14 protein-coding genes are annotated in these 15864 nt (G+C 34.2%); 11 read left to right on the forward strand and 3 right to left on the reverse strand.

Annotated elements, in window-relative coordinates; translation table 11 throughout:
- The first annotated feature begins 80 nt into the window (after nt 1-80).
- Genes J2Z60_RS05915 through J2Z60_RS05940 form a run of 6 tightly spaced genes read left to right on the forward strand, consistent with a single transcriptional unit; the run spans nt 81 to nt 7744 of the window.
- Nucleotides 81-446, forward strand: a complete 366-nt coding sequence (locus J2Z60_RS05915; RefSeq protein WP_209686760.1) for a hypothetical protein — start codon at nt 81-83, stop codon at nt 444-446.
- Nucleotides 446-2119, forward strand: a complete 1674-nt coding sequence (locus tag J2Z60_RS05920) for a formate--tetrahydrofolate ligase (RefSeq protein ID WP_209686761.1) — start codon at nt 446-448, stop codon at nt 2117-2119. The genes J2Z60_RS05915 and J2Z60_RS05920 overlap by 1 nt, the downstream gene beginning before the upstream one ends.
- 3 nt (nt 2120-2122) lie before the next feature.
- On the forward strand, nt 2123-2599 hold the full coding sequence (lspA, locus tag J2Z60_RS05925) for a signal peptidase II (protein WP_209686762.1): 477 nt from the start codon (nt 2123-2125) through the stop codon (nt 2597-2599).
- Nucleotides 2599-3513 carry an RluA family pseudouridine synthase gene (locus tag J2Z60_RS05930; protein WP_209686763.1) on the forward strand — a complete coding sequence of 305 codons (915 nt, stop codon included), beginning with the start codon at nt 2599-2601 and terminating at the stop codon, nt 3511-3513. Before lspA ends, J2Z60_RS05930 begins: the two co-directional genes overlap by 1 nt.
- 6 nt (nt 3514-3519) lie before the next feature.
- Nucleotides 3520-4575, forward strand: coding sequence for a carbamoyl phosphate synthase small subunit (locus tag J2Z60_RS05935; RefSeq protein ID WP_209686764.1), 1056 nt, complete (start codon nt 3520-3522; stop codon nt 4573-4575).
- 4 nt (nt 4576-4579) lie between these two features.
- Nucleotides 4580-7744, forward strand: a complete 3165-nt coding sequence (locus tag J2Z60_RS05940) for a carbamoyl-phosphate synthase large subunit (protein ID WP_209686765.1) — start codon at nt 4580-4582, stop codon at nt 7742-7744.
- A 53-nt stretch (nt 7745-7797) separates the two neighbouring features.
- Here the strand turns inward: J2Z60_RS05940 and J2Z60_RS05945 are convergent, their stop codons facing one another.
- Nucleotides 7798-9492 carry an Rqc2 family fibronectin-binding protein gene (locus J2Z60_RS05945; RefSeq protein WP_209686766.1) on the reverse strand — a complete coding sequence of 565 codons (1695 nt, stop codon included), beginning with the start codon at nt 9490-9492 and terminating at the stop codon, nt 7798-7800.
- A 136-nt stretch (nt 9493-9628) separates the two neighbouring features.
- On the opposite strand from J2Z60_RS05945, the gene J2Z60_RS05950 reads away from it, so the two are divergent.
- Both J2Z60_RS05950 and J2Z60_RS05955 read left to right on the forward strand, forming a co-directional pair.
- Nucleotides 9629-10513 carry a DegV family protein gene (locus J2Z60_RS05950; RefSeq protein WP_209686767.1) on the forward strand — a complete coding sequence of 295 codons (885 nt, stop codon included), beginning with the start codon at nt 9629-9631 and terminating at the stop codon, nt 10511-10513.
- Between the two features lie 123 nt (nt 10514-10636).
- On the forward strand, nt 10637-11812 hold the full coding sequence (locus J2Z60_RS05955; RefSeq protein WP_209686768.1) for an MFS transporter: 1176 nt from the start codon (nt 10637-10639) through the stop codon (nt 11810-11812).
- Between the two features lie 54 nt (nt 11813-11866).
- Here the strand turns inward: J2Z60_RS05955 and J2Z60_RS05960 are convergent, their stop codons facing one another.
- Together J2Z60_RS05960 and J2Z60_RS05965 are read right to left on the reverse strand one after the other, a co-directional pair.
- Complete coding sequence (locus tag J2Z60_RS05960) at nt 11867-12190, reverse strand: heavy metal-binding domain-containing protein (RefSeq protein ID WP_209686769.1); 324 nt, start codon at nt 12188-12190, stop codon at nt 11867-11869.
- A gap of 86 nt (nt 12191-12276) precedes the next feature.
- The gene (locus tag J2Z60_RS05965) at nt 12277-13170 is read right to left on the reverse strand and encodes a YitT family protein (protein WP_209686770.1); all 894 of its coding nucleotides are present in this window, start codon (nt 13168-13170) and stop codon (nt 12277-12279) included.
- A 119-nt stretch (nt 13171-13289) separates the two neighbouring features.
- On the opposite strand from J2Z60_RS05965, the gene J2Z60_RS05970 reads away from it, so the two are divergent.
- The 3 genes from J2Z60_RS05970 to J2Z60_RS05980 all read left to right on the forward strand — a co-directional run bounded on the left by J2Z60_RS05970 (nt 13290) and on the right by J2Z60_RS05980 (nt 15657).
- Nucleotides 13290-13976, forward strand: coding sequence for a DUF554 domain-containing protein (locus J2Z60_RS05970; RefSeq protein WP_209686771.1), 687 nt, complete (start codon nt 13290-13292; stop codon nt 13974-13976).
- A gap of 111 nt (nt 13977-14087) precedes the next feature.
- The gene (locus J2Z60_RS05975; RefSeq protein WP_209686772.1) at nt 14088-14840 is read left to right on the forward strand and encodes a carboxymuconolactone decarboxylase family protein; all 753 of its coding nucleotides are present in this window, start codon (nt 14088-14090) and stop codon (nt 14838-14840) included.
- Nucleotides 14841-15144: 304 nt separating this feature from the next.
- The gene (locus J2Z60_RS05980) at nt 15145-15657 is read left to right on the forward strand and encodes a hypothetical protein (protein WP_209686773.1); all 513 of its coding nucleotides are present in this window, start codon (nt 15145-15147) and stop codon (nt 15655-15657) included.
- Nucleotides 15658-15864: the final 207 nt, after the last annotated feature.

Genomic DNA, 15864 nt, shown 5'->3' on the forward strand with positions numbered 1-15864 from the left:
GTATCAATAAAAAACAGTCAGTAATATTTTTTGATATAATGGGGGATGAATTTTGTAATAAGGGTGGGACTTAAATTCTAATGAAAAAGCATTTTATCTTTTTAGGTGTGCCAGGAGTAATTTATTATTCTTGGTTATTAACCGTAATTTTTGTAGCAGTCGTATTTGTCTATGAAAAAGACAAGGCTTTAAGTCTACCTGGTTTAATCTTGAGTATAGTTTTTGTAGTTTGGGCTGGATATACTTGGCTATATTCATACTTTGAAGAACAGAATGGTCAGTATCTATTCAAGCTACCATATAAGTCAACTGCTAGAGTAACCCAGCTTAACTTACGCTCTTCATGGAAAAAATTCGATCTCTACGAAATAAAAGATAATTATTATAGTTACTTTGTAGTATGTGTTAAAAGTAAAAAGAAAAATAGAAAAGAGGACAAAGCTTAATGGATTCAGATATTAAAATTGCGCAAAGTATTAAAACTCAACCAATTAGTGAGATTGCTCAAAAGTTGGGTCTAAATAATGATGATATTGAACCATATGGTAATGATAAAGCCAAAATTAATTGGTCGGCAATTAATAGAGTAAGAAGAAATGGGCATCTAGGAAAGTTAATTCTAGTTACATCAATATCACCAACTCCAGCAGGAGAAGGAAAGTCTACGATAACAATTGGCTTAGGGGATGCTATCAATAATCAACTCCATAAAAAAACATTGATTGCCTTGCGTGAGCCTTCAATGGGACCAGTATTCGGACTTAAGGGTGGCGCTACTGGTGGCGGTTATGCTCAGATTATTCCAATGGAAGATATCAATCTGCATTTTACTGGTGACATGCACGCTTTAACGAGTGCAATCGACACCTTAGCTGCCTTAGTTGATAATTATATTTATCAAGATAATGCTTTAAATATTGATCCAGATCGGATTGTGCTTAAACGTGGTATTGACGTTAATGATCGTACTTTAAGAAAGGTTACAATTGGTCAAGGATCTCGCTTCAATGGCATTGAGAGAAAGACGAGCTTTGCAATTACTGTTGCTAATGAATTAATGGCAATTCTATGTCTAGCTCAAGACATTAATGACCTTAAGACTAGAATTGGGAATATGTTAGTTGGATTTACCCATGGTGGTGATCCCGTATTTGTTAAACAATTAGGATTTGAGGGAGCAATTGCTGCTTTACTTGCTAATGCCTTGAAGCCTAACTTGGTCCAAACGTTAGAACATACTCCTGCATTGGTTCACGGTGGACCTTTTGCTAATATTGCCCATGGTGCTAGTTCAGTTATTGCCTCTAATTTAGCACTTCACCTAAGTGACTACGTATTAACAGAAGCTGGGTTTGGGGCAGATTTAGGCGGTCAAAAATTTATGGATTTTGTATCTAAATATCTAGAACAAAAGCCTGCTGCTGTAGCCGTAGTGGCAACTGTTCGCGCATTGAAATATCAAGCTGAAAAGAAAACTGATAATCTAGCTCAAGAAAATATTTCCGCATTAGAAGAAGGCTTTGCTAATTTAGACCGTCATATGAAGAATATGGCTAAATATGGTATCCCTGTTATGGTAGTGATCAATCAATTCGCTACAGATACTCCCGATGAAATTGCTAAATTAAAACAATTAGTTGAAGCAGAAGGCTTTGAATGTGAGGTAGTTTCTTATCATGATGAAGGATCTAAGGGTGGCATTGAAGCCGCTAAAAAGTTAGTATCCTTAACAGAAAAAGATAGTAGTTATCAATCAATTTATCATTCTGAAGATAGTGTAGAGACAAAAATTGAAAAAATTGCTAAAAATATTTATCGCGCAAGTAAGATAGAATACTCTGAAAAAGCGAAACAGCAGCTCCAAGAGATTCAAACTCTAGGCAAGGATAGGCTACCGGTAATTATTGCCAAAACTCAAGCTTCCTTTACTGATGATAAAAAGCAACTAGGAGCACCTAAGGACTTCACTTTACATGTAAAATCATTATCACTTAAAAACGGAGCTGGCTTCATAGTTGTTTCAACGGGATCTATCTTAGACATGCCGGGGTTGCCTAAGCACCCAGCAGCTTTAGATATTGATGTTGACAATAATGGAAAAATTTCAGGATTATTCTAAGATATGAAAAAAATAACACAGTCGTTTTATCTATTTATATCATTAATAGTAGTTATTTTAGACCAATGGCTAAAATATTATATCCATACTAACTTCGAAGTAGGACAAATAAAAAATGTTATTCCAGGACTTCTTTCATTCAACTATTTAAGAAATAACGGAGCAGCATGGAATATATTTTCTGGACAAATGTGGCTATTTTACATCATTACGCTGGTAGCAGTTATCGTAGTCTTATATTACTTATTTAATCCCAAATATAAAAATAAAGTTTTTGATATTGGTTTAGCCTTAGTATTAGGAGGTATTATAGGGAACTTTATTGACCGTATACATTTGCATTACGTAATTGATATGTTTCAGTTAGACTTTGTTAACTTTAATATTTTTAACATTGCCGATAGTGCGATTACTATTGGGATAGTTCTAGTATTTATCTATTTAATATTTTTTGAAGATAAGAAGGATACAACTGCATAATGAGTAAAATATACGAGTTAATTGTTGCTGACGAGAAGGGAAGATTAGATAAATATATTTCTGAACAGATTACTGACCTCAGTCGTACACGGGTAAAGGAACTTATTGATGATAACAAAATTTTGGTTAACAATAAGGTGGAAAAGCCGTCTTATAAGATTAGTAAACTGGATAGAATTAATATTGAAATTCCTAAAAAAGAACCCCTAAATCTAGAGCCTGAGGATTTAAATTTAGATATTGTCTATGAGGATTCTGACGTAATTGTTGTTAATAAGCCTCAAGGGATGGTTGTACACCCTGCAGCTGGACACCCTAATCACACCCTAGTAAATGGACTTCTCTACCATACTAAAGAGCTTGCTAAGAGTCCAGAAGGCTTTAGACCAGGGATAGTTCATCGAATTGATAAGGACACTTCAGGCTTATTGATGGTAGCCAAAAATGATAAGGCTCGTGAGAGTTTAGAGAGACAACTGGCTGCTAAGACAAATAAACGGGAATACCTAGCTTTAGTTCATGGAAATTTTGAAAATCAAAGTGGCATTATTGCTGCCCCAATTGGTCGAAATCCTAATAATCGGAAGCAAATGGCTATTAATCCTAATGGTAAAGAAGCAGTAACCCACTTTACCGTTTTAGAACAATTTAAAGGTTACAGCTTAGTAAAGTGTGTTCTAGAAACAGGTCGTACCCACCAGATTAGGGTTCATATGAAATATATAGGCCATCCCTTAGCAGGTGATCCGTTATATGGACCGAAAAACACCTTAAAGGGTAAAGGGCAATTTTTACATGCAAAAACATTAGGATTCAAGCAACCATCAACTGGCAAGTGGTTAGAATTTTCCTGTCCAATTCCGACAATTTTTCGAGAGCAATTAGATAATTTAAGATTACATCAGAAAATGTGATTTCATATGAAACGATATTTAATTCTAGAAGATGGAACAGCTTTTAGTGGGCATGGTTTTGGCGCGCCCATCATTACTACGGGTGAGCTAGCAATTCAAGTGGCTAACTTTGGTTATCAAGAGGCTATCTCTGATCCAGCTAATTTTGGTAAGATATTGACTTTTACTACGCCTATGATTGGTGCTAGTGGGATTAGTGCGATTGATTATGAATCAATTAATCCATCAGTCAAAGGAATTATTGCTAATGACATTGCCTTTCATATCTCCCATAGCAGTAGCTTTCAAGACCTAGATGATTTTTTAAAAGAAAAGAAAATTCCTGGAATTTATGGCGTCGACACTCGTGCCCTAGTTCAAAAGCTGAAAAAACAGCGTCAAATCAAGGCATCTATTATGGATACTGATGATGAGCATGCTTTTGATCAAATTAGGGCTTTGGTTTTGCCGAAAAATAAGACGGCTCAAATATCTACCACTAATCCCTATGCTGCTCCTAACATTGGCAAAACTGTTGCTGTCATTGATTTAGGATTAAAACATTCATTGCTTCGAGAATTATCTCTAAGAAAGATAAATAGTGTAGTTCTACCGTATAATGCATCTATTTATGACATTATTAACATTCGAGCAGATGGAATTGTAGTTTCTAACGGCCCTGGAAGTGCTTCAGAATTAGCTAAAGATCTTAATCCTATTTTTGATAAGTTTTATGGTAATTTGCCAATTTTAGGAATTGGCTTGGGATTTTTGAGCTTAAGCAACTTTTTAGATTTAGACTTGTTAGACTTACAGCCAGCTTATAATGGCAGTAACTTTCCTGTTATTAAGCAACAAAGCCAACATATTTGGCAGACTGCGATGAATATTAGTCAATTAGTTTTTCCAGAGAATACAGCAGTAAATTTTTCTGATATTTATTATGATCTTAAGTCAGACTTAATTGCAGGTTATGCGATTCAGAGCGATAAATGTATTGCAACAGCTTTTAATCCCGAAGGTTCACCTGGTAACTTTGATGCAGTAAGTATTTATGATCAATTTTTACAAATGATGGAGTAAAAATATGCCATTACATAGTGAAATTAATAAAGTCCTAATAGTAGGAGCGGGACCAACGATAGTTGGTGAAGTTTCAGAAATGGATATTTTAGGACAGCAAGCCTTGGAAGCTTTTTTGGAGGATAATTTACAGGTAGTTTTAATAAATCCAAATCCAGCTACTGTTCAAACTGATAAACGCAAAAATTTACGAGTTTTTCTTGAACCAATGACGCTCCCGTTTGTTAAGCGTGTGATTCGTATGGAGAAGCCAGATGCTATCTTTACTGCTTGTGGTGGTAAGCCAGCATTAAGTCTAACTAGCCAGCTACTTGATGATGGTATCCTGCAAGATATGAAGATTAATTTATTAAGTATTAATCAACTCGCATTAAATCTGCAAGATCATGCTAATCTTTATAAGTTTTTCAAGCAACATGAATTTCCTACTGCTAAGCAGTGGTTATTGAATAATGAGGAAGATCTAACCGAAAAATTTAAACAAGTGCATTACCCATTGCTTTTGACTAAACGATTAAAGTATCGACCCGATACTTATCATTCATTTTCAAGTTGGAATGAGTTGAAGAATTTCTTTGATCAAGAGCGAGAATTAGATCGTTTTGATTTTAAAAACTATATTCTTAATGAGGATTTCTCTAATTGGGAAGAGATCATTTTAGATGCGGTTAGAGATAATAATGGAAATATTTGTTTCATTAATAATACAGGAAGTTTAGAATCAGTGAAGATTAACTCAGCTGATTCTTTGCTAGTTTCGCCAGTTATTACTAGAAATAATAACCAAATGCGTCAACTTCGTACTTGTGTTAAAAAGATCGCAGATGCTATTAATATTCATGGCTGCTTGTCAGTTCACTTTGCCGTTAAACAAGATGGAGAAGTATTTACTTTTAATATTTTAAGTGTTAAGCCAAGAATAACGCATACCAGCCTGATTGCTTACCGTAGCGGTGTATACAGTGTAGGATATATTACTGCCAAGATTGCTCTAGGCTATAACTTAAACGAAATTACGGATCCACAATCAGGTCTTAATGCGGCAATTGAGCCAGTAAAGGATGCATTTAGCGTTCAGCTTCCATATTGGTCATTTATTGAATCAGGTTATAATCATTATGAATTAAGTAATAAACCGACTTCTAGTGGTTCAGCATTAGGAATAGGGCGTAATTTTGAAGCAGCCTTTATGAAGGCACTGCAGGCAACCACTAATTTTGACAACAATTTGCGTATTTTTAAGCAAGAATATAATAAAAGCGAAGAAGAGATCATCACCGATCTTGAACATCCTTTAGAAAATCACCTCATTATCTTAGCCGCAGCAATTGCTAAGGGGATTCCTTACACAACCTTGCACCAGACTGTACATATTCATCCGGCATTTCTACAAAAATTTAATCATATAATGATCTTAATAAGGAAGTTAACTGATGAATCCCTAGACAAAAATCTTTTACTAAAAGTAAAGGCTAATGGTTTTTCTAATCGACTAATTTCATATCTTACGGGCAAGAGTGAGGATGAAATTTCAAATTTATTGAATAACTGGGATATTAATCCTAGCTACATTAGAATTGATGGGACAGCAGGTCTTGAGGAACCTAAAATTAGTGCATTTTATTCAGCTTATGGCACAGAGAATGAACTGAAGCCTCTTACTAATACCAAAAAGTGTCTAATCTTGGGCTTGAAGCCATTTCAGGTTTCATTGACAGGTGAATTTGACTACATGATTTACCATGCAGCTGAGACATTAAGACAGCAGGGCATTAGCCCGATTATTATTAGTAATAATCCTGAGAGTATTAGTGCTTCTTATAATTGCTGCGATCGTGTTTACTTTGAGCCACTTACCTTAGAAAATATTTTAGCGATAGCTAAGAAAGAGGATACTGAATATATTATGACCCAATTCTCTGGTAAGCAAATCAACGAATACCGTTTGGATCTGTTGAAGCATGGTTTAAAGATAATCGGACAACCTAATATTGGTCAACTCTTAGGTCATAATATTGCTAACTTGATTATTAAAGCTGGTGTAAATCCGGTTCCCGCTCTTATTACTGTAAATGAAAGTGAAATTGACAACTTCGTTAGTGACCATGGATTTCCTGTATTGATCGGTGGTACTAGTAATCACAAGAAGCAGAAGTCTGCGGTAGTATTCGATGTTCCCGCTTTGAAAAAATATATTTCAGAAAATGAGCTGGACAAAATGACAATTTCAAAATTCATTGAAGGCAATAAATATGAAATAACAGCAATTTCTGATGGTAAAGACGTCACCTTGCCAGGAATTATTGAGCACTTTGAACAAACGGGTTCGCATGCATCAGATTCAATTGCAGTTTATCAGCCTCAAAATTTAAGTACTACTCATCAAAGATTATTACGCGATGCAGCTGTCAATATCGCCAGTCATATGCATATCTGTGGTCCAATTAATCTGCACTTCTTAATATCCAATGACCAGATCTATGTTTTACAAATTAAGACTTATTCAGGTCATAATGTGGCTTTTTTGAGTAAATCGCTCCACCAAGATATTGCATCTATTACTACACAAGTTTTGTTAGGTAAGAGTCTATCAGAGTTGGGACTTAATAACGATGTCTGGCCATCTGATTCACTAATTCATGTAAAAATGCCGGTATTTTCTTATTTACGCTATCGTGGTGAAAATACATTCGATTCATTAATGAAGACATCTGGAAGCGTAATTGGACGAGCTACGAAGCTGCCAATCGCCTTATATAAAGGTTATGAAGCTAGTGACTTAATAATTCCAAGTTATGGTACAGTCTTCATCTCTGTTAAGGATTCAGATAAGAATACTGCAATTGAAGTAGCTGCTCGTTTCCATAAGCTAGGCTTTAACTTATTGGCAACTGAAGGTACTGCTAATATTTTAGCCGAAAAGGGAATAACTACTGGTGTAGTTGAGAAGATCCAAGAAGGAAATAATAGTTTACTAGAAAAAATCGCTCAACATAGGATTAACTTGGTCATTAATGTAACCAGCCTCTCAGATTCAGCCAGTCATGATGCAATTATGATTAAAGACCAAGCTTTGAGTACTCATATTCCTGTTTTTTCCAGTTTACAATCTGCAGATGACATCTTAAAAGTATTAGAAACAATGGCAATGACAACTCAGCCATTATAGCTAAAAAGAGTCCTTGCAATACGAACTTGATTCGTATCAGGGACTCTTTTTGATTAATCTATTCGCTTAGCTAGAATCTCCTTTTCTTCGGGAGTTACTTCGATTGAATTTTGACCAGTATAGATAACAAAGCCTGGTTTAGCACCGTTTGGCTTTTTTATTCGTTTAACTTGAACATAGTCGACTTGAACATGACCTGATTGACGTGCTTTAGAATAGTAGGCGGCAATTTCAGCAGCTTCAAGAATATCTTGATCACTAGGATCTAAGTCTTGCAAGATAACGTGTGAACCAGGCATATTCTTAACATGGAACCAATAATTGCGCTTATCGGCTTTTTTAAGAGTAAGCCAATCGTTTTGATAATTGTTCTTACCAACTAAGACTTTTTTTCCATCAGATAGTTTAAAAGTGTTTAGATTCTTTTCGGTAATTTTTTTCTTACGTCGATGGCTATTAGCTTGCTTTTTGATATAGCCTTGATTCATTAACTCATCGCTAATAGCATCAATATCTTCTGGGTCTGCTGTATCAATTGCAGTTTGAATTGAATCAAAATATGCTAGATTTTCATTAGCAATTTTAATCTGCTCGTTAATATGCTTAATAGAATTACGCAATTTCTGATAGCGCGTAAAGTATTTTTGGGCATTTCTAGCTGGAGAAAGGGCCGGATCAAGCTTAATTACAATTTCTTTATTATTTTCATAATAATTAGGCAATGTAATCTTTTCCATACCAGGCTTTACTTGGTGAAGGTAGGTATTAAGTAATTCTCCCTTAATACGATAACCTTCAGAGTTTTCTGCTTGATCAAGCTGTTTTTGAAGTTTGACGATCTTTTTGCTAAGTTTTTTTCTTTCGTTAGATACTATATTTTCAATTTTCTTAGATTTCTGGCGAACCCAATCTTTATTAGCTTGTTCTTTATAAAAATCTTCCAGTGCCTGATTAATATTGTCATTCGAACTAATTAGCGTTAATTCCAAATGATATGGTAGATAAATGAAAAAGCGGTCTTTATGTTTAGGAGTTTGCAGCGTATAGCCTTTAGGATGATCAAAGTGAGCAAAGAAAGTATTCAAGCTATCAAAGCTAAAATCATCGTCCATATAACCCATAAATTCTTGTCGATCATCACCATCTAAGCCGTTAAATTGTTTTACAAAATTAAAAGGATCGGGATAATTTGTCTTTAGTTGATTAAACTGATCCTCTGTTACTTCTAATCCATTAATTCCTGGATTAAGTGGCGGAAGTTCATATTTAGCATGGGGTAAAAGCAATCGTGCGCGGTTTTCATCGGGATTAATTCTCTTCAATAAGTCAATAATTTTACCAGTGTTTTGATCGTATAGGATCACATTACTATGTCTACCCATTAGTTCAACGGAAAGTACTAATTGAACTTCATCTCCTAATTCATTACGATTAGAAAAGTAAAAATTAACAATTCGCTCAATACCAACTTGTTCAATTTTTTGTAAAATAGAACCTACTAGATATTTTCTTAGCACCATGACAAATGTTGGCGCAACATCGGGGTTAGCAATCGATTCAGTTGTTAGATAAAAACGGGGATTCTGTGCATTAGCAGAAATCAATAATTTTTTATTTTTGCGGTCTTTTCTAATATTTAGAACTAGATCATGTGTAAATGGTTGATAGATTTTAGTTAATTTTCCATTTACAAGTTCAGGAGTAAGATTTGTTAATAAACTATGTATAAATAAGCCGTCAAACGCCATTAATATCACCTCTAAAAGTTATCTTTCTTATTATACTATTTTTTTAAAAAGCAAAAAGACGCTAATTTCCTTAAAAAAAGTCAACTGATATGCTATAATCAAATTCTGATATTGTAAAGCGGAAGGAGTCAAATACATGAAGATTGCATTAGTTACCGATAGTACTAGTGTCTTAACTAAAAAAGAGGCTGAGGATAATAATGTAATTGTTACTCCTATTCCAATTATTGTTGGTAATAAAGAATATTTGGATGGAGTTGACATTACAGCTAGTCAACTTTTTGAAATGCAAAGGGAGGGAGCGGACTTCCCTAAGACTTCTCAGCCTGCTATTGGGGAGATGTTGACTCTCTTTGATAAGCTTCATGATGAAGGCTATGATGCAATCATCACTATTACACTTTCTAGCGGAATTTCTGGTTTTTATGAAACTTTAAAGAATATTGCTCATAATAATCCTAAGTATGGCTTGTATACATATGACTCTAAGATGACAGTTCGACTTCAAGGATATCTAGTACTTGCAGCAGCCAAAATGATTAAGGCTGGCTATGAACCAAATGAGATTTTCGAGCATCTTGATAAGATTAGGGACACAATAGATGAAATATTTGTAGTTGATGATCTTAAGAACTTGAGTCGTGGTGGTCGTTTAAGCAACGCAAGTGCATTCATTGGTACTATGTTACATATTAAGCCATTGCTAACTTTTCAAGATGGTAAGATAATTGCTTTTGATAAGATTCGTTCACTTAAGCGCGCAGTTGCTAAAGTAGAGAATCTAGCTTTAGAGAGAACTAATGAATTGCCTTACCGTGATAAGTTGAGATTATTTGTTTTTCATTCAAACGACGCTAAACAAGCCGAAAGTATTAAGGCTTTTGTTAATGATAACTTTGCGGGGATGCCAGTTGATGTTGCAGAATTTAGTCCAGTAATTGCTACACACTTAGGTGAAAAGTCCATCGCATTGGCTTGGATGATTGATGTGAATCAGCTAGATTTTAATAAAAATAATTAATTGTTAAGACTTGAGTTTCATTCTCAAGTCTTTTTTACAAGTATGAAAAAAGATAAATGCAAGTTAAACTGTTTTTTTGTGCTAAGATAATAGCGTTAGCAGATAATAGAAGCAGGTAAGATAATGATAAAGAAAAAAGGTATTTATACAAGAGATGTTATCTTAGTAATGATGGCATCGTTCTTTTTCATGTTTAGTACAATGTTTGTTACGCCAATTATTAATGGTTATGCTAAGAGCTTAGGTGCAAGTAGTAGTTTTGCCGGAATAATTGTTGGTGTAATGAGCATAGTAGCGATTTTTTTAAGACCAATTGCTGGCAACCTGACTGATAAATTTTCTAAATATCGTTTGTCACTTATAGGCGGTCTGATGATACTTATTGGAGTTATTGGTTATGCAATAGCTCCTAAGGGCAGTTGGTTATTATTTTTTAGAATTATCAATGGGATTGGATATGTATTAGGAACAGTATGTATGTCAACTTGGTTAGCCTTGCTTGTACCACGTCAACACGTTGGTGAAGCCATGGGCTTTTATGGTTTAATGAATGCCTTGGCAATGGCCTTAGCCCCAGCACTATCAATTGATTTATATCCAATTATCGGATATAGAGAGTCGCTAATTGCAGCGGATGTTGCTGCATTTTTGATGATTGTTTCAATACAGTTTGTCGGTAATCATGCTCGACCTTTGAAGAAAACAGGCATAGATCAACCTAAGAAATTTAAGCTAATTCAAAAAAATGTTCTCCCAGTAATGTTACTAACGACTTTGTTTGCCTTTCCATATTTCACTACACAAGCAGATGTTGTTACTTATGCTAGTCAACGTCATATTAATATCGCGATCGGATCATATTTCTTAATTTATGCAATTGTACTTTTAGTAATTAGATTATGGCTTAAGAAGTACTTCGATTTAGTAAGATTTGGTGTTTGGTTTTGGATTAGTACCGTTTCTTTAGCTATTTGTATTTACTTTATGACTATTATGCATAGTAATGTTGAGATGGCCTTGGGTGCTACGTTTCTAGCTTTAAGTTATGGAATTATCTATTCTGTATTGCAGTCGACTGCATTGCTGCTGGCACCAATGCAGGAACAGGGAATAGCTAGTTCTACTTTTTATCTAGGGCTGGATTTCGGAATGTCATTTGGTCCGATTATTTCAGGATTTATTGATCAAATTTTACCGATAAATTATTTTTATCTGGTAGAATTAATTTTAATACCGTTTATTTTGGTTATCTATTTCATTTATCGAAAGAGACTTAATGGCGCAATTGACCATCATTAACATAGTAAAAAGATCATTCTTTACAAGCAATAAATGCCAAAAGAATGATCTTTTTTAATCAACAAATTTAACAGCAGTACCGTAAGCAACAATGCTTTGCATATCACTAGCGATTGTCCCTGAATCAAAGCGCATCATTACTACAGCGTCTGCGCCCATTGTCTTAGCTTCATCGCGCAATCGTTGAATTGCCTCAACACGTGAAGTAGTTAGCATCTTAGTATAGCCCTTAACTTCACCACCAATTACACTTTTAAGACTGGCTACAATATCACTCAGCGCGTTCCTAGATTGAGTAGTTACACCAAATACTTCGCCAATAATTTCATAATTTTTTCCAGGTATGTTTTCGGTTGTTGTTACTATAATGTCAGCCATTATCAATACCTCCTTAAGTTTAATTATTAGTTTAAACGAAAGATATGAAAGATACAAGCTGTAGACCTAAGTTATAGCTTGTATCTTTAGCGATTTTTTCTATGAAAAAGATACCTTTTCTTTTGCTTATAAGTAAATCCTTCGCCCAAGGCTTCATGAACTTCAATTACAGTTACAAATGCATTAGGGTCAATTTCTTCGATTAGATTTTTAATAGTTACGATTTCGCGAGGAGCAACGACAACGTATAATACCGGACGGTAATCTTTTTTATATCCACCTAAGCCTTCTAGATAGGTAAATCCACGCTCTAACTTTTTATCAATCATATGTCCGATCTCTTCGTACTTATCAGATATAATAAGCAGCCCCCTGGCTGTATAGGCACCTTCTTGAACTGTATCCATTACTTTAGCCAAAATATAAGAAGCAAACAGTGTATACATCATATGCTTGATATCTAAATAAGACAAAGAAGCTATTAAAACTAATGCATCACATGCTAAAAGAGTCTTACCTGATGAAATCCCTAACTTAATTTGAAAAATGCGAGCAATAATATCTGTACCGCCCGTAGTCCCTTTATAGCGAAATACTAGACCTAATCCAAATCCTGATAATACTCCAGCTAAAACGGCAGATAAGAATAAATCATGTTCAAGATTAAAATTAGCTATTAAGGGGATATCACGCCAAAATGATAAAAAGAATGAAAGACATAGTGTGCCCCAAATAGTGTAAGCTAATAGGCGCTTGCCCATAAATTTATATCCTAGGATTATTAGTGGAATATTTAGAACTAAAGTAGATATCCCCATATTAATCCCCCAAAAGTGACGTATAATTAAAGTTATGCCACTAATGCCACCATCAGCTAGCTTATTTGGTACAGAAATCATATCTAGGCTTAAACCATAAATTGCACATCCAAGTGTAATCATTATTAAATCAACGATAGTTTTTGAACTAATTTTTTTCATTTGTATCATTCCTTCGTTATTAACCACATAATTATAGTATCATTAATAGAAGAATTTTTGCTTAAATGTTTAATTGGAGTCGGGCAAGAAGGATATTTTTATAAACGGGAGTACTTGAGATGATAGGAACAATTGCTAATACATGTGCAATCTTATTTGGAACCACCATCGGCTGTATTGCCAAAGGTGGTATTAAACAAAAGTATGAAGATATATTGTATATTGCAATGGGGTTAGCTGCTCTAGGAATTGGATTAGAGAATGTAGTCAATAATATGCCTAAAAGTACTTATCCAGTATTATTTATTGTTAGTTTAGCCCTGGGTGCAATTATTGGGACTTGGCTTGATATTGATAAGCACTATAATAATTTAGTTAAACATTTTGGTGGTAAGTCTGCTACTGGTAAGGGAATAGCTACAGGAATTTTGCTTTATTGTATAGGCGCCTTATCAATTGTGGGACCGGTAATGGCAGCTGTTAAGGGCGAATATACGATGCTGTTTACTAATGCGACTTTAGACTTTATTACTTCAATAATCTTAGGTGCCAGCTTTGGCTGGGGGATGTTAGTATGTGCGCCAGTATTATTTTGCTGGCAGGGAAGTATATATTTGGTGGCTAAATTCTTATCAGCATCATTTTTTAGTGGTCCGTTGGTAATTGAAATTTCAATTGTAGGTGGTTTCTTGATTGCTACTACAGGAATTTCCCTATTAAAATTGCGTAATATTAAGACACTGAATCTCTTACCAAGTTTATTAGTTCCAATTATATTTTTTATTGGAAAACTATTTATAAAATAACAATTGATGCTCTAAATGTATCATTGAATAGTTAATATAAGTATTTTACATTAACTATCAATATGAGTATGATTGATTACGACACAGGCGATATAGAAAGGAACACTAACTATGACAAAAATACATCAAACTGCAGGTAAAGATCAATTAGGCAGCTTTGCACCAGAATTTGCTCATTTCAACGATGATATCTTATTCGGTGAAAACTGGTCTAACGATGATATCAGTCAAAAAACTCGTTCAATTGTTACTATTTCAGTGTTTATTGGTCGTGGACTAGTTGATAGCTCATTGAAGTATCACTTACAAACAGCTAAAAAGAATGGTGTAACCCGAAAAGAAATTGCTGCAATTATTACTCATGCCGCATTTTATGCAGGTTGGCCAGTTGCTTGGGCAGCATTTAACATGGCTAAGGAAGTTTGGACTGAAGAAACTATAGAAGATGCAAAAGATGCTTATCAAAATAGTATTATTTTTCCAATTGGAGATTCTAACGATGCTTACGCACAATACTTCACAGGTCAAAGCTATTTATCTCAAGTGACAAATGATCCATTTACAATTCATAATGTCACCTTTGAGCCAGGTGTTATTAATCATTGGCATATTCATCATGCAACTAAGGGTGGAGGTCAGATGCTTATTGCGGTAGGTGGCTGTGGCTATGTACAACTTGAAGGACAAGACCCAGTTGAATTAAAGCCGGGTGATAGCTTCTTCGTTCCCGCTAACACCAAGCATTGGCATGGTGCAGCACCTGATTCTTGGTTCTCTCACTTGGCATTCATGGTTCCAGGTGAAGGCCAATCTAATGAATGGCTTGAACCCGTTGATGAAACATTTTATACCAATTTGAAATAATTTTTGATACGGGAGAAGTAGTATAGCATTAATTTTATAAAGATTTGAAAAAAGTTAGAAAATTTAATTTTTAAAATCCCGTATGGCTATTGAGCAAAAATGAATTAAAGAAGCGGTTTTATATTTAAAAAAGTAATGTTTTAATTGATTTTTCTTTTAGGATTTAAGATATTCATTGGATCAAAAAGGTTTTTACTTTTTAGATGATAGATTTTTTACTAAAAATTAATAAAAAATACTGTACTTTTTAGCAAATTAGCATTATAATACAAAATTACAAATTAGAGAGAGGTGGAAGTTTTTTATGAAAGAAAATTATGTAATTGATCATAACATGTATCTTGTAAATCACAAAAATGGCGATGTGCTTAAGGTAACAGTGGATAAAAAAGATCCTTCATTGAAAAACTTGCGGCTCTATCGTCAAGATGGGTTAGGCAATTATTATTATGTTAAGCATTCTAAGCTTAAGAATTGCTATAACTTATCCACTAAACAAGATGTAATTAAAGCATGTAAGCAGATCGGTGGCCACAATACACATCATATAGATAATTGGCATCATACTGTTGAGCCAGTATATAATGCTCAGCATGAGATAACTGATTTTGAACCTAAGATTGATATTTCACATCATGCTAAGGTTAAGAACGCTAAGAGATATCTACGTCATTTAGATCATCATCATGCTAATTTCTTATTTTTAGCTAATAAGGGACTCTTTAAGCATGTTTATTATCAGCTTAAAGACGCTATTTACACAGATAGAAATAAAGAAATTGTGATTGCTCATAAGTTACATAAATTAGCTAAATAGGTTGATAATGCCTTGATTAATAACGCAAATTATCTGTATAAAGAATTTATTTAAATACCTACATGACTTTTAATGATAGATCATGTAGGTATTTTTATAAATTTTAATTTACCTAAATTGCAAATTTAAATTGAACACTTTTTACGATTGAATTCGATAGATTGAATCTAGTTCTTTCTCATAAAGTTCATTTGGGGTGTGGTAGTT

Source organism: Lactobacillus colini, assembly GCF_017874575.1.
Lineage (GTDB): Bacteria > Bacillota > Bacilli > Lactobacillales > Lactobacillaceae > Lactobacillus > Lactobacillus colini.

Excerpts from the sequence above, each read along its gene's own strand:
- J2Z60_RS05915 (WP_209686760.1), top strand. The coding sequence starts at position 81 with ATGAAAAAGCATTTTATCTTTTTAGGTGTGCCAGGAGTAATTTATTAT.
- J2Z60_RS05920 (WP_209686761.1), top strand. The coding sequence starts at position 446 with ATGGATTCAGATATTAAAATTGCGCAAAGTATTAAAACTCAACCAATT.
- lspA (WP_209686762.1), top strand. The coding sequence starts at position 2,123 with ATGAAAAAAATAACACAGTCGTTTTATCTATTTATATCATTAATAGTA.
- J2Z60_RS05930 (WP_209686763.1), top strand. The coding sequence starts at position 2,599 with ATGAGTAAAATATACGAGTTAATTGTTGCTGACGAGAAGGGAAGATTA.
- J2Z60_RS05935 (WP_209686764.1), top strand. The coding sequence starts at position 3,520 with ATGAAACGATATTTAATTCTAGAAGATGGAACAGCTTTTAGTGGGCAT.
- J2Z60_RS05940 (WP_209686765.1), top strand. The coding sequence starts at position 4,580 with ATGCCATTACATAGTGAAATTAATAAAGTCCTAATAGTAGGAGCGGGA.
- J2Z60_RS05945 (WP_209686766.1), bottom strand. The coding sequence starts at position 9,492 with ATGGCGTTTGACGGCTTATTTATACATAGTTTATTAACAAATCTTACT.
- J2Z60_RS05950 (WP_209686767.1), top strand. The coding sequence starts at position 9,629 with ATGAAGATTGCATTAGTTACCGATAGTACTAGTGTCTTAACTAAAAAA.
- J2Z60_RS05955 (WP_209686768.1), top strand. The coding sequence starts at position 10,637 with ATGATAAAGAAAAAAGGTATTTATACAAGAGATGTTATCTTAGTAATG.
- J2Z60_RS05960 (WP_209686769.1), bottom strand. The coding sequence starts at position 12,190 with ATGGCTGACATTATAGTAACAACAACCGAAAACATACCTGGAAAAAAT.
- J2Z60_RS05965 (WP_209686770.1), bottom strand. The coding sequence starts at position 13,170 with ATGAAAAAAATTAGTTCAAAAACTATCGTTGATTTAATAATGATTACA.
- J2Z60_RS05970 (WP_209686771.1), top strand. The coding sequence starts at position 13,290 with ATGATAGGAACAATTGCTAATACATGTGCAATCTTATTTGGAACCACC.
- J2Z60_RS05975 (WP_209686772.1), top strand. The coding sequence starts at position 14,088 with ATGACAAAAATACATCAAACTGCAGGTAAAGATCAATTAGGCAGCTTT.
- J2Z60_RS05980 (WP_209686773.1), top strand. The coding sequence starts at position 15,145 with ATGAAAGAAAATTATGTAATTGATCATAACATGTATCTTGTAAATCAC.